Origin of the sequence: Fontimonas sp. SYSU GA230001 (genome assembly GCF_040066175.1) — a bacterium.
Taxonomy (GTDB): Bacteria; Pseudomonadota; Gammaproteobacteria; order Nevskiales; family Nevskiaceae; genus Solimonas.
The window spans coordinates 1-14,695 of record NZ_JBEAAM010000002.1 but is presented as its reverse complement, the minus strand read 5'-3'; the positions used below and the strand labels follow the sequence as shown (position 1 = coordinate 14,695).

The 14,695-nt window shown below is 70.4% G+C and carries 4 protein-coding genes; 2 read left to right on the top strand and 2 right to left on the bottom strand.

The genetic code is table 11. From position 1 onward, the window contains the following. Positions 1-22: 22 nt before the first annotated feature. Both AAG565_RS01205 and AAG565_RS01200 read right to left on the bottom strand, forming a co-directional pair. Positions 23-2,578, bottom strand: coding sequence for a di-heme oxidoredictase family protein (locus tag AAG565_RS01205; protein ID WP_348817713.1), 2,556 nt, complete (start codon positions 2,576-2,578; stop codon positions 23-25). Next, positions 2,575-3,867, bottom strand: a complete 1,293-nt coding sequence (locus tag AAG565_RS01200; protein WP_348817712.1) for an alkaline phosphatase family protein — start codon at positions 3,865-3,867, stop codon at positions 2,575-2,577. Before AAG565_RS01200 ends, AAG565_RS01205 begins: the two co-directional genes overlap by 4 nt. A gap of 275 nt (positions 3,868-4,142) precedes the next feature. Here AAG565_RS01200 and AAG565_RS01195 point away from each other — a divergent pair, with 275 nt between their 5' ends. Further along, complete coding sequence (locus tag AAG565_RS01195) at positions 4,143-10,295, top strand: PKD domain-containing protein (RefSeq protein WP_348817711.1); 6,153 nt, start codon at positions 4,143-4,145, stop codon at positions 10,293-10,295. Between the two features lie 158 nt (positions 10,296-10,453). Then, positions 10,454-14,539: a PKD domain-containing protein gene (locus AAG565_RS01190; protein WP_348817710.1), complete on the top strand. Its 4,086-nt coding sequence runs from the start codon at positions 10,454-10,456 to the stop codon at positions 14,537-14,539. The last annotated feature ends 156 nt before the right edge of the window (positions 14,540-14,695 follow it).

Genomic DNA, 14,695 nt, shown 5'->3' with positions numbered 1-14,695 from the left:
CGGCCGCGCGGCGGCCTGCGCGTCACAGCGACTTGAGGAACCAGACCAGCGCGTCGCGCTGCATCTTGGGCAGCGCGCGGTAGGCGGCCTGCGCGGCCTGCGCCTCGCCGCCGTGCCAGAGGATCGCTTCTTCGAGCGTGCGCGCGCGGCCGTCGTGCAGGAAGCCGGCCTCGGCGCCGCTCACCGCCTTGGTCAGGTGCAGGCCCCACAGCGGCGGCGTGCGCCACTCGCGGCCGTCGGCATCGCCCTCGCGCACGCCGTCGGCGAGGCCCTCGCCGAGGTCGTGCAGCAGCAGGTCGGTGTAGGGCGCGATGACCTGATCGGCGAGCGCGGCGGACGCGGCCTGCCGGGAAGTGCGCCACTGCGGGCGGTGACAGGCGGCGCAGCCGAGGTCGTGGAACAGGCGCTCGCCGTCGCGTACCTCGCGCGCGTCCTGCCAGCGCCGCGCCGGCACGGCGAGGTGACTGGCGTAGAACACCAGCGCGTCGAGGATGTCCGCGGCGACTTCCGGATCGCCGCCGGCCGTGGCGCGCAGGCAGTCGGTCTGCGCGGGGGTGCACAGTTGTGGTTCGCCCGGCGTGGTGGTCAGGCCCATGTCGTTGCGCAGCGCGCTGACGACCTGGTCGCGCACGCCCGGCTGCGCGGCCTTCCAGCCGAAGCGGCCGATGGTGCCGGCGGCGTCGAGCCGGTTGACGCGGCCGGAGATGCCGTCGCCGTCGCGGTCCTGCGGATCGGCGCCGGCGCGGATGTCGGCGGCGTCGATCGCCTCGAGCAGCCCCAGGCCGATCATCGGCGGGGCGATGCGCAGCGAGTGACGCAGCGGCGCCGACGGTGGCCCATACGCGAGGTGCTCCAGCGTGACGACGGGGCGGCGCAGCGCGACCTGCGTGCCGTCGCCGAGCGTGACGTCGTGCGCTTCCCAGCGCAGCGCGATGCGCGCCTCGGCGGCGACACCGGCAATGCCGCGGTCCTGGATCTGGCGGCCATAGACCGGGTCCGCGTCGCCGCTGCCGGTGGCGATGCGCAGCAGCGCGCCGCTGGCGTCGGCGCGCTGCGCATCGGGCGGGTGGCCGCGGCCGTCGCGGATGTGGCAGTGCTGGCAGGCCGAGGCGTTGTACAGCGGACCGAGGCCGTCGCGCGCCGTCGTGCTCGCCGGCGCGGCGACCCAGGGTGTCGTGAAGAAACTGTTGCCGACCATGAAGCGCGCGCGGCCCGCGGCGTCGAGGTTCGCGGCCGGCTGCGAGAAGGCGTCGCGTTCGAGCGTCTCGTCGGGCGAACGCTTGAGCGCCGTCGTCGCGCCGCCGGGCGCGGGCTGCGCCGGCGCCGTGCTGGCCGGATTGAGCGGTCCGAGTTGCAGCACGACGCCGGCGCGTTCGATCTCGGCGGCGAGCGCACGCAGCGCGTCGGCCAGCGTTCGCAGCCGTGCGCGGCCGCCGTCGGGACCCTCATCGAGGATCATGCGGTCGAAGGGGCCGCCGATGCGCGCGGCGGCCTCCCGCGCCGCGGCGAGGCCGGCATCGATGCGCCGGGCCTGCGCGGTGTCGCGCGCGGCGATCAGCGTGCGCAGGCTTGGTACCTCCAGCACCGACCCGTCGCTGCGGCGATAGGTGCCGGTCCAGAAATTGGCGATGCCGAGCAGGTTGTGGCGCAGCGAATCGTGCGTCTGGTCGCTGAAGCAGTCCTGCTCCTCCTCCTGCGCCCGCGTGTGCAAGGCGACCTCGATGCGCTCGCCGGCCATCTCCACGGCAGCGAGGCTGCTCAGGCCGAACAGCATGCGGCGCAGGCCCTCGCGCGGCGCGCCGCGCACCAGGCGCATGCCGTAGCTGCCGACGTCGTCGGTCCAGTGGCGCTGCATGTCGCGCAGATCGCTGATCAGCAGTTCGACGACGGCGAGCAGGTAGTCGGCGCGGCGCCGGCAGACCTGTGCGGACGCGGCGCGGTGCCGGCCGTCGGTGCAGAGCTCATCGCTCAGCGCGTAGTCGGTCCACGGCCGGTCACCCGGTCCGTCCGCGCTGCGATCCTGGCCCCACAGCAGGAATTCGATGGCGTGGTAGCCGACCGCGACCGAGGTCTCCACCGGCGCCAGGCGCTGCAGGTGCACGAGCAGCGCCGGGTTGAACTGCGTCGTGTCGATGCGCGTGGTGCCGAGCCTCACTGCGTCGGCGTGAACCAGGTCGGCGCGTGCCAGCGGGTTGTCGTCCGACGGCGCATAGCCGTCCTCGACGTAGTCGATCAGCCCTTCGTCGAGCGGCCAGGCATTGACCTGCGTTTCCCAGTCATCGACGACCCAGTTGCCGAAGCGCAGCGCCTCGGTCTGCGCGTAGGGACGGCGCGCGGCGATCCAGGCGGCGCGTGCTGCTTCGAGCCCGGCCGCGTCCGGCTGCGCGACGAAGCGGCGCGTCGTGGCCAGCAGCGCCTCGGCGGACGTCAGCGAATCCGCGTAGGCGGCCGCGGCGATGCGGCGGTAGCCGTCGAGCACTGCACTTTGGCTGGCAGCGTCCTCGCGCGCCGAACAGCCCCACAGCGTCGTCAGCAAAGCACCGGCGGCCAGCGCCGCCGGCACATGTCTGCTTTTCACCCGCCGCAGTTATAGACGTCGGCGCCGAAGGCATGCATGCCTGCGCTCGCCGGCAGGCCGGCGTAGCCGAGGTAGCCGTCGTCGGGCTTGGCGTCGAGGTCGATCTGGTCGAGGCCGAAGATGTTCTCGACCGAGCGCAGGAAGCCGAAGTGGTTGTACGGCGTCGGGTTGACGCTGCCCGGCTGCGTGTAGCGCGAGATCACCAGCGCGCCCTGCCGGCCGCCGCCGGGGCCGACGATGCCGGGCAGCGGCGTGTTCGGACCGGGATGCAGTTCCTGTCCGCAGCAGGCCGCGGCCAGGTCGGGATCGGCCGGGTTGGCGATGTTGGCCTCGTCGGCGACGATGATCAGCAGGCCGTCCTGCTGGTAGGCCGGCGACGCGAGGATCAGCGGCACCCATTCCCTGAGGAACTCGTCGGCGCGCTTGAGGCCGCCGTCGCCGCCGTCCGAACAGCTCGGATCGTGGGCGTTGTGGCAGTTGTCCGGCACGATGAAGTTGAAGTTGGGCGTGGTGCCGACCGCGCGCAGCGCCGTGCGCAGGCGCTCGAGGTCGAGCACGCCGGCGTCGCAGCGCGCGCGTGCCGCCGCGGTCTCCTCGGTGCCGATCAGCGACTCGAAGAACACGAAAGGGTTGTGGCGCGCCGAGTACTGCTCGGTCGCGTCCGAGCCGTTGGTCTGGTCCGGCGCGGTGTACGAGATCTCGGGCTGGATGCAGCTCGCCTCCGGCGTGCCCGGCTTGGGTCGCGCCGGATCGCGGCCGGGATCGCCCTTGAGCTCGAACTGCATGTCCTGCATCCAGCCGGCCCAGGTCTTGCCGGTCAGGTCGAGTTCGTCGAACACGGTCGGCACGTTGGCCGGATAGACGCAGCCCTGGCCGATCGCCTGCGCGTACTCGCCGAACAGCGCTCCGCCGTTCGCCGGGTTGGTCGGCGTCCACGGCGCGAAGCTGGCGATGCAGTCGCCCTGCGTCATCAGGTTGGCCGACTGGCCGGACACCATCGCCACGTAATTCGTCGTCGAGTTGTGGCCGGTGCCGTGGTAGTTCGGCAGCATCTGGCCCAGCGGCATCAGCGTCTCGCGCAGATACACCGCCGGCGAGCCGGGCCCGAAGGTTTCGTCGTAGCCCTTGTTCTCCAGCATGATCACGAACACGTGGCCGATCGGCGGCGGCTGGTCCTCGGTGCCGCTGGCGACGCAGTTCTTGGGGTCCGGCAGGCCGCCGGACGGGCCGCTGGCGCTGCAGGCGGCGAGCAGCAGAGCGCCGGCGCCGGCGAGTACGGTGCGATGCATGGCTTTCCTGTCTGTATTCGTCGTGAAGCTCAACGCTGCAGCATAGGCAGCCCGCATGACATCGTCATGACGGACGAGTCCGGCCGCGGGGGGGGCGCCGCGGCTGACGGAAAACCCCCAGACGATGGCTCGAACTGGGGAAAAGTTCCTATTGCTCCGCGTCGCGCGACCTTCCTACAGTCCCGTCAGCCATTACTTACAGGAGCGATCCGCAGCCACCGGCGTCACCGTGTGGTCTGCCAGGGCGCTCCGGATTCGGGGATCGGGGAAGAGCCATGGGTCGTATGTTGGGGTCGCGATCGCGCGCCGCAGCCGGTCTTCGTGCGGGGCTGATCTGGGGGCTCGCGGGGTCGGCGGCACTGCTGCCCTTCGCGGCGCGGGCGGCCTGTCCGCTGCCGGTCGGGGCGCAGGTGCTGCACGAGTGGGACGTGCAGATCGGGCCGTCGGCGCCGGTCGCCTCGTCGAGCACGTCCGCGCCGGAGGCCTTCACGCTGCCGGCGGGCTGTGCCGCGAGCAGCATGACGGTGCGCATCGAATGGGACGTCGCCGCCAACGACCTCGACCTCGACGTGCTGCTGCCCAGCGGCGAGAAGGTCAGCGCGGCGCACTACCAGACGTCCGGCCAGCCAGTCGAGGAAGCGGCCATCCCCGATCCACGCGCCGGCCAGTACAGCGCGACCGTCAAGGGCTGGCTGAACGCGCCGACCACGGTGCACGGCAAGGTCAGCGTCACCATCACCGGTGACGCTCAGCCCGGTGACGGCGGTGGTTCGGGCGGCGGCACGCCGCCGGCCGCGATCGTCTCCGACCCGCTGCGTCCGCGGGTGATCGTCGCCGACATCGACTCGGGCATCAATCCGTATCACGCCTACTACTACGCCGGCAGCGAGATCTACCCCAACTCCGCGCCGTCGTCGGTGACCCAGGAAGTGCTCGATGCCTTCGGCGTGGAGCCGGACAACGTCGTCCAGCTGACCCGCACCGGCGTGCTCGCCAACGATCTCGCCGCCGATGCCGCGTTCTGGAGTCGCGTGCAGCGCGGCAAGGCGTATCACTTCAAGGGCACCAACATCATCGCCATCTCGTATGCCGGTACCGGCCTGGCGCCGCTGGTGCCGACCACGGCCAAGAGCGCGCACGGCGTCGGCACCAGTTCCGCGGTGCTGCGCGCGAACCCGGACGCGGTCATCGTCTTCGTCGAGACCGAGGGCGCGCTGGGCAATGACACCGCGCACGAGTTTGCATTCCTGCACCCGAACGTCGATATCGTCACGACCAGCTACGGCGTGTCGATCCCGCAGACCGGCTTTCCGCTGCCGGAGACACGCGCGTTCCACGTGACCTATCAGGGCGTGGTCGAGAAGGGCAAGCTGCATTTCAGCTCCGGCGGCAACGGCCCCGGCCTGACGCCGCTGCGTGCCGGCGCCGGGCCGTGGTGGAGCATCGGCGTCGGCGGCATCGAGGAGGATTCGTCGGAAGGCGACACGCTGATCTCCGGCGTGTTCCCGGATTTCGTCTCCGACTTCACGCAGCCGCTCGCCTACTGCATGGACTGCGAAGCGGGTACCCAGAGCGTCGGCGGAACCAGTTTCTCGACGCCGCGCGCCGCCGGTGTCGCCTCGCGCGTGCTGCTCGAAGCGCGGCGTCGCGTCGGCCATGCCGGCGGTATCCGTGCGGTCGATGGCGGCCTGCCGCTGATGGCGCAGGGCAAGGGATTCGCGATCAGCAACTGGATGCTGCGCCGCGCGCTGGAACAGGCCGCGTGGATTCCGGGGCTGGCCGAGTACGATCCCGTCCAGGGTGTGTTCGATCTCGGCGGCCTGCCGATCAATCCGGTCGCGCCGTGGCTGCAGATCGCCTGGGGCGATCTGACCGCCAAGCCCGAGAAGGGGGTCGTCCCCAAGGCACTGGGCCACCTCAATCTGGGCATGACGCTCAACAGCAAGAGCGTCGGCTACTGCGACTTCCAGACCGCCATCATCCAGGAGCGCAAGCTCTACTGGGATCATCTCGCACCGTTCCTGCCGGGCGTCCTCGGCGGCGACCCGACCGGCAACACGCCGGCGCAGGATCCGTTCATCTACTGCGACTCGACGCTGGGCCAGCCGGCGCCCAATGACAGCGGCGGCCATCCGGTCGATAGCGACGGCGACGATGTCGTGGATGGCATCGACAACTGTCCGACGGTGGCGAACGCGAGCCAGGCGGACGCGGACGCGGACGGCATCGGCGATGCCTGCGACAGCGACACGGGCGGCGGCGGTGGCGGCAACGATCCGCTGGCGGTGACGCTGAGCGCGAGCCATTCGAAGCCGGCGAACGCGGACGGCAGTTACACGGTGAACGGATCCGACCCGCTGATCGTGACGTTCACGGCGGCGGCGTCCGGCGGACCGGACGCGAACTACCGCTACACCTTCAACTTCGGCGACGGCAGCTACGCCGGCCCGCAGAGCGCGAACTCGGCGCAGCACAGCTACGCCTACGCCAATCAGGACGGCTACCGCGTGACGGTGGTGGTGACGGACGCCAGCGCGACGCAGAGCGCGGTGTCGAACACGATCCTGATCCGGACCACGACGCAGGTGATCGTCACCGGCAACAACGGCACGGTGGCGAGCCTGGTGGTGAACCCGACCAGCGGCACGGCGCCGCTGACGGTGACGGCGGACGCGACCGGCTCGACGCACGCCAGCGGCACGGTGAGCACCGATTACGTCTTCGACTTCGGCGAAGGCGCGCCGGTGACCAACGGCAGCGGCACGGCCAGCCACGTCTACACGGTGCCGCAGCAGCAGACCTACACGGTGCGCGTGACGGTGACGGACAAGGACGGCAGCGGTGCGGTGCTCGGCAGCGCGACGGCGACGCAGGACGTCGTCGTCAACCCGGGCAACCGGCTGACGGCGCTGCTGTCGGTGAACCCGACGACGGCGGATGTCGGCCAGATCATCACCTTCGACGGCTGCCACTCGTTCGCCGGCGACGGTCACAGCATCACGCGCTACACGCTCGACCCGGGCGACGGCACGCCGGTGATCGTGCACGACGTGACGGCGCCGGTGAGCTGCGCGAACGGGCACAACGACGCCAGTGTGTTCCAGCACGCCTACGGCCAGGGCGGCAGCTACACGCCGACCCTGACGGTCTATGACGAGACCGGCGCCTTCGCCAAGGCTTCGGCCGGCGGCGTGACGATCCGCACGGTGCCGGGTCCCGGCACCGGCGGCACCAGCAACAGCGGCGTCGCGCCGCGCCGCGGCGGCGGTGCGCTCGGCTGGATCACGCTGCTGCCGCTCGCGCTCGCAGGCCTACGGCGGCGTGCCGTGCTCGGCGCGCTGGCGCTGACGGCCGCGCTGGTGGCCGGTCCGGCCGCGGCGCGCTCGGCGACACCGGCCTCGGGCACGCTGTCGGAGTCGAATCCGGTGCTCAGCTTCTCCGGTACGACCCCGGCCGGCGTCAACCCGATCGGTGACACGGGCCGCTATCCCTGCCTCAACGCCAGCGTCGAATGCGACCGTTTCCAGGCGACCATCACGCTCAGCGACGCGTATCTGGCAGCGCATCCGCAGGCGCGCATCCGTGTGACGCTGAACTGGGAATTCGCGGAAGACGACTACGACCTCTACGTCACCAAGGCGGCCGGCGGCGAAGTCGTCGCGGCCTCGGCGACGGACAACTCGCCGGAGATGGTCGAGATTCCGGCGGCGGCCGGTTCGGTCACCTACAACGTCGATATCGTCCCGTACACCGCCTATCTCAACTCGTACAGTGGTACCGTCGAACTGCTCTCCGGCAGTGAAGGTGGCGGTGGGGGTGGCGGCGGTGGTGCCGGTGGTGGCGGCTCGGCGGCGGCGCCCGCGGACATCGACGCGCCGCGCGTGGTCGTCGCGGTGATCGACACTGGCATCAACCCGTATCACGCCCACTACCGCGCCGGCAGCGCGATCTATCCGCCCGGCCACCCGCCGCACGCGGTCACGTTGCCGGTGCTGGCGGAATTCGGCATCGCCAGCAAGCCCGAGTGCTGGATCACGCTGACCCGCACCGGCGACGCCCAGGCCGACTACGACGCCGACGTCGCCAGCGGACTTTGGGACCGCGCCGCGCAGTGCGATGTGGTGTGGTTCACCGGCACCAACATCCTCGCCAAGACCTTCAGCCCGGGCGGACGGCCGTATCTGCCGAACAGCGAGAGCGACACGCACGGTGTCGGCACCAGCTCGGCGGTCCTGGCGGCCAATCCAGACGCAGTGCTGCTGTTCCTCGAAGGCACCAGCACGGCGGCCGAGGAATACGCGATGACGCACCCGGCCGTGGACATCATCAGCACCAGTTACGGGCCGATCGGCAGCCTGCCGATCCCCGAACACCTCGGCAAGAGCTTCACCGGCACCTACCAGTACGGCAAGCTGCACTTCGGTGCCTGCGACAATTCGCCGTCGACGGCGATGCAGGATGGCACCTGCGGACCGTGGTGGAGCGTCGGCATCGCCGGCATCGAGGAGACACAGGACAACGAGCCGCATTCGTCCTCGACCGGGCGCCAGCCGATGTCCGGCACCTTCCCGGACTTCATCGCCGACTTCACGCAGACGCTGCCGTACTGCGCCTATTGCCAGGACCGCTACGACGACGACGTCGGCGGCACCAGCTTCGCGACGCCACGCTCGGCCGGCACCGCGTCGAAGGTGCTGCTCGCGGCGCGCCAGCTGCTCGACTATCGCGGCGGCGTTTTCCGCGGTCCCGGTGGCAACCTGATGGCGGCCGGGCGGGTCGATGGCCGCACCGTCGCGTTCAGCAACTGGCGGCTGCGCCGCGCGCTGGAGGAAGCGGCCTGGGTGCCGGGCCTGGACGACTACGATCCGACGGCGGCACCTTCCGAGTTCCTGCCGGGTTATCCGATTCCGCCGGTCGCGCCCTGGGCCTTCATCGGCTGGGGCGTGCTGAGTCCCCGCCCTGACACGGGCGTCGTTGCGCGCAGCCTGACCCAGCTCGGCGTACTGACGGGCAGCGTCCCGGCCAAGGACGCCGGCTTCTGCCAGTTCCAGAACGGCCTGATCGCCGTGCGCAAGTTCTACTGGGACTACGTCGCCGTGCTCAGCGAGACCTATCTCGATCCGCCGAGTCCCGATCCCTACCTCTACTGCGATTCGGCGGCGGCCCTGCTCGCCGACGTCGATGACACGCCGCAGGACAGCGATGGGGACGGTATCGCCGACGCGACGGACAACTGTCCGACGGTGGCGAACGCGAGCCAGGCGGACGCGGACGCGGACGGCATCGGCGATGCCTGCGACAGCGACACGGGCGGCGGCGGTGGCGGCAACGATCCGCTGGCGGTGACGCTGAGCGCGAGCCATTCGAAGCCGGCGAACGCGGACGGCAGTTACACGGTGAACGGATCCGACCCGCTGATCGTGACGTTCACGGCGGCGGCGTCCGGCGGACCGGACGCGAACTACCGCTACACCTTCAACTTCGGCGACGGCAGCTACGCCGGCCCGCAGAGCGCGAACTCGGCGCAGCACAGCTACGCCTACGCCAATCAGGACGGCTACCGCGTGACGGTGGTGGTGACGGACGCCAGCGCGACGCAGAGCGCGGTGTCGAACACGATCCTGATCCGGACCACGACGCAGGTGATCGTCACCGGCAACAACGGCACGGTGGCGAGCCTGGTGGTGAACCCGACCAGCGGCACGGCGCCGCTGACGGTGACGGCGGACGCGACCGGCTCGACGCACGCCAGCGGCACGGTGAGCACCGATTACGTCTTCGACTTCGGCGAAGGCGCGCCGGTGACCAACGGCAGCGGCACGGCCAGCCACGTCTACACGGTGCCGCAGCAGCAGACCTACACGGTGCGCGTGACGGTGACGGACAAGGACGGCAGCGGTGCGGTGCTCGGCAGCGCGACGGCGACGCAGGACGTCGTCGTCAACCCGGGCAACCGGCTGACGGCGCTGCTGTCGGTGAACCCGACGACGGCGGATGTCGGCCAGATCATCACCTTCGACGGCTGCCACTCGTTCGCCGGCGACGGTCACAGCATCACGCGCTACACGCTCGACCCGGGCGACGGCACGCCGGTGATCGTGCACGACGTGACGGCGCCGGTGAGCTGCGCGAACGGGCACAACGACGCCAGTGTGTTCCAGCACGCCTACGGCCAGGGCGGCAGCTACACGCCGACCCTGACGGTCTATGACGAGACCGGCGCCTTCGCCAAGGCTTCGGCCGGCGGCGTGACGATCCGCACGGTGCCGGGTCCCGGCACCGGCGGCACCAGCAACAGTGGCGTCGCGCCGCGCCGCGGCGGCGGTGCGCTCGGCTGGATCACGCTGCTGCCGCTCGCGCTCGCAGGCCTGCGGCGGCGCAAAGACGCGCGGAGGAGGCTGCGTGTCGGGGAAACCCCGACAGCGTAGGGGAATACACGGAATGCGGAATTACCATTGCCGCGATGAAAAGCCGCTGACTACAGTCACGGCGGGTTGAATTGCGGTGTCTTGGCTCGTCGGCCGCGCCTAAGGGGGGTGCGTCCGCCGGGTGATTGCGATCGGGCCCAGGCTCGGAGGATGAGGAGATGACCATGCAGGTGTTCCAGGGCGTCGGCCTGAAGGCCGGGGCTGCGGGGCGGTTGGTGACGGGCTGCGCGCTGGCGCTGGGCCTGTTGAGCGTCGGAGCGCCGGCGGTGCATGCGGCCAGTCCGAACAGCGGCACGCTGACCGACAGCGGTGCCAAGGTCGAATACGACTCCGGACCGTTCTTCGTCTCCAACCCCAGCGGCACCGCCAGCCTCGACGGCGAGCCGATGTGCATCTCGCCGATCGCGCCCTGCGACGAGTTCGCGCTGACCGTGCAGCTGCCGGCCAACTACGCGACGCTGCGCCCGTACGACCAGATCAGGATCACGACCTCGTGGACGGTGGCCGGCACGGCCTCGCCGGAGGACATCGACATCTATCTGCTCGACAGCGCCGGTGCGGTGGTCAAGGACTCCGCGAGCTCGTCGAATCCGGAAGTGATCATCGCGCCGGCCGAGTCCGGCACGCGGACCTACAAGGTCCGCATCGTGCCCTTCGCGGTCGCCGGTGCCACCCCGCACACGACGATCGAGCTGGTGCAGAACGAGGCGCCGCCGGCGCCCGCGCAGGCCCCGACTTCGAGCGTCGCGCCGCGCTTCCGCGTGTTCGAGTCGCCGGCCGGCATCGCCGGTAGCGCCGGCGAGCCGTCGATCGGCTACAACCGCACGAGCAAGCGCGCGATGTTCACCGCCGGTTTCGACACCGCGCGCGTGACCTTCCCCGAAGATCGCACGCCGCCGCTGCCCGAATCCGCGGGCGCGCTGTGGGAGAAGAAGAACTACCCGTACAACACCGTCTCGCTCGATCCGATCGGCTACACCGATCCATGGAAGGGCCGCAGCTTCACCTCGCAGCTGACCGGCGCGAACTCGATGTACGGATTCACCGATGACGACGGCCAGACCTGGACGCCCGGGCAGTTCGGTCCGCCCAACGGTGGCGCCGACCACCAGACCACCGGTTCGGGTCCGTATCCGGCCGGCCAGCCCTTCGACGCGCTGCGCGCGCTGTCGCAGGCGGCGGGCTTCGGCAATGCGGTCTATTACTGCTCGCAGTCGATCGCGGCCTCGTTCTGCGCGCGCAGCGACGACGGCGGGCTGACCTTCGGTCCCGGCATGCCGACCTGGACGCTGCTCGAATGCGGCGGCCTGCACGGCCACGTGCGCGTCGCCTACGACGGCACTGTCGCGTTGCCGAACAAGGGCTGCGGCGGCGGCCAGGGTGTGGCCTTCAGTTTCGACGCCGGCAACACCTGGACCGTGTCGGTCGTGCCGGGCACTTCCGGCGGCGACACCGATCCGCAGCTGGCCTGGTCGGACACCGAGGATCCGCAGACCCATCAGCCGGTCGGCTATTTCTGCTTCATCGACGGCGACGGCAAGCCCAAGGCGGCGGTGACCAAGGACCGCGGCCAGACCTGGTCCACGCCGGTCGATCTGGGTGCCGCGCATGGCATCAAGAACGCCGTGTTCGCGCAGGGCATCGCCGGCGATCACGACCGCGCGGCCTGTGCCTTCATCGGCACCACGACCGCCGGCAATTACGGTGCGCTCAGCTTCAAGGGTATCTGGTATCCCTTCGTCGCGATGACCCACGACGGCGGCGCGAGCTGGCAGACGGTCAATGCCTCGCCGACCGACCCCGTGCAGGGCGAGGGCGGCATCTGCACCAGCGGCACCACCTGCGGCTCCAACCGCAACCTGCTCGACTTCAACGAGATGGCGCTCGACGAGGACGGCCGCCCGCTGTTCGGCTATGCCGACGGCTGCATCGGCGCCTGCGTGCAGAATCCGGCCAACAACAGCTTCTCGGCCAAGGGCGCGATCATTCGCCAGTCCGGTGGCCTGACGCTGTTCAGGGCCAAGGATGGCCAGGGCCAGTTCTCGGCCAGCGCCGTGGTGCCGGCCCAGCCCTACCTGAGCGTCACCAAGAATGCGAGCAACAACACGCTCAACTGGACCGCGCCCGACGACGGTGGCGCCGCGATCAGCGGCTACAAGATCTACCGCGACGGCGTGCTGCTGGCGACGCTCAACCAGCCCAAGCTGGACTACACCGACACGGCGATCAATCCGGCGACCGACTACGCCTATGCGGTGGCGGCGGTCAACAGCGTCGGCGAGGGTGCGCGCAGCGATGCCGCGGCGCCGACGCAGGGCGGCCCGACCGAGAGCGTCTGCGGTCTGCCGGGCCTGACCAAGCTCACCGACGCGGCCGGTGACCAGGCGAACCTCGGGCTGGTCCCCGACCCGCAGCCACAGCACGACCTGCTCAAGCTGTCGGTCGCGCAGCCCTACGCGCAGGATGGCGTCGTGCGGCTGATGTTCCAGCTCAAGGTGTCGTCGCTCTCGCAGCTGACGCCGCGCAGCGGCTACTACACCTCGTTCAAGTCGCCGGACAACGTCTATCGCGGCGTGCGCATGGTGGTCGATGCGAGCGGCACGCCGGCGTTCCAGAGCTATGTGGTCGGCGCCAACAACAGCGGCGGCCAGGACGGCCGTTTCGTCAGCGGCACGCCCAAGGCGGCCGAGGCGGGCAGCGGCTACACGGCGGATGGCCTGATCACCATCGTCGTCAAGCCGGCCGACATCGGCCTGAATGCCGCCGGCGAGATGCTGACCGGCTTCAACGCCGGCGTGATCTTCGACGGCACGACGCCGGTCGGCGGCATCACCGACGTCGTCGATGAGATGCCGGACGGTCTCGGCCGCGAGGGCGAGTTCACGCTGCTGAACAACGCGAGCGGCGGCTGCGCGCCGAACACGCCGCCGGTGGCGACGCTGACGGCCTCGCCGCAGTCCGGCACCGCGCCGCTGAACGTGACCTTCACCGCCAGCGCCAGCGACGACGACGGCGACGCCATCGTCGAGTACCGGCTCGACTACGGCGACGGCAGTGCGCCGGTGACGCAGGCCAGCGGCGCGTTCAGCCACAGCTACAGCGCGGCCGGCAACTATCCGGCACGCCTGACGGTCAAGGATGCCCGCGGCGCGGAAAGCAACGTCGCCGAGAAGATCATCCAGGTGAGCAGCGGCGGATCGATGGCCGTGAGCCTGGCGGCGACGAGCTATTCGAAGTCGCCGAATCCGGATGGCACCTACACGGTGAGTCAGGCTTCGCCGCTGAACGTGACCTTCACGGCCACCGCGCAGGGCAGCGACGGCGCCCCGTACTGGTACACGTTCAACTTCGGTGATGGCCAGAGCGTCGGACCGCAACGGTCGAACAGTGCGACCCACGCTTATCCGTACGCCAACCAGGACGGCTACCGCGTCAAGGTGACGATGACCGACGATGCCGCCACACGCGCGGCGGTGTCGAACGAGGTCGTGGTCAAGACCACCGCGAACGTCGTCATCAACGGCGGCACGGTGATCGACCTGGTGGTCACGCCGACCAGCGGCGACGCGCCGCTGACGGTGACGGCCAATGCCAACGGCCCGAACGCCCGCCACGACGCCGCCACGGCGGTGACCGAGTACACGTTCGACTTCGGCGACGGCAGCGCGGTGATCAACAACACCAGCGGCAGCGCCAGCCACGTTTACACGGTGCCGGAGGCGCGCACCTACACGGTGAGCGTGACGATGACCGACAAGAACGCCGGCGGCACGGTGCTCGGCACATCGACGGCCTCGGCGACGGTGTCGGTGAACTCCGGCAACCGCCTGACGGCGCTGCTGGCGGTGAGCCCGACGACGGCCAACGTCGGCGACACGATCACCTTCGACGGCTGCCACTCGTTCGCCGCCGACGGCCACAGCATCACGCGCTACGTGTTCGATCCGGACGGCGCCGGCAGCCTGCCGGCGGCCTACGACGGCGCGAACTGCACGGCCAGCTACGCCTATGCCAGCGCGGGCAGCTTCACGCCGACGCTGACCGTGTACGACGACACCGGCGCCTTTGCGAAGGTGGAAGTGCAGGGCGTGCGTATCCAGACGCCGCCGAGCCCGGGCACGGGCGGCGGCACCAACACCGGCGGTGTTTCGCGCCGCGGCGGTGGCGGTGCGTTCGGCTGGCTCAGCTTGCTGCCCCTGGGTGTCGCCATCGCGCGGCGCCGTGGGGTCAAGCCCGTGGACTGATCGGGGGGTCAGTCCCAATGCCCCTGCCGGGTCCCGTACCCGGCGGGGGTTCTTTTTGGGTATCGGGGAAATGCTGTTGTCGAGGGCATTCCGGCGCTTCGTCGACCGACCCTATCCCAGTGTTGTTACAGCGTCCCGTCCTCCAGCAGCCGCGTC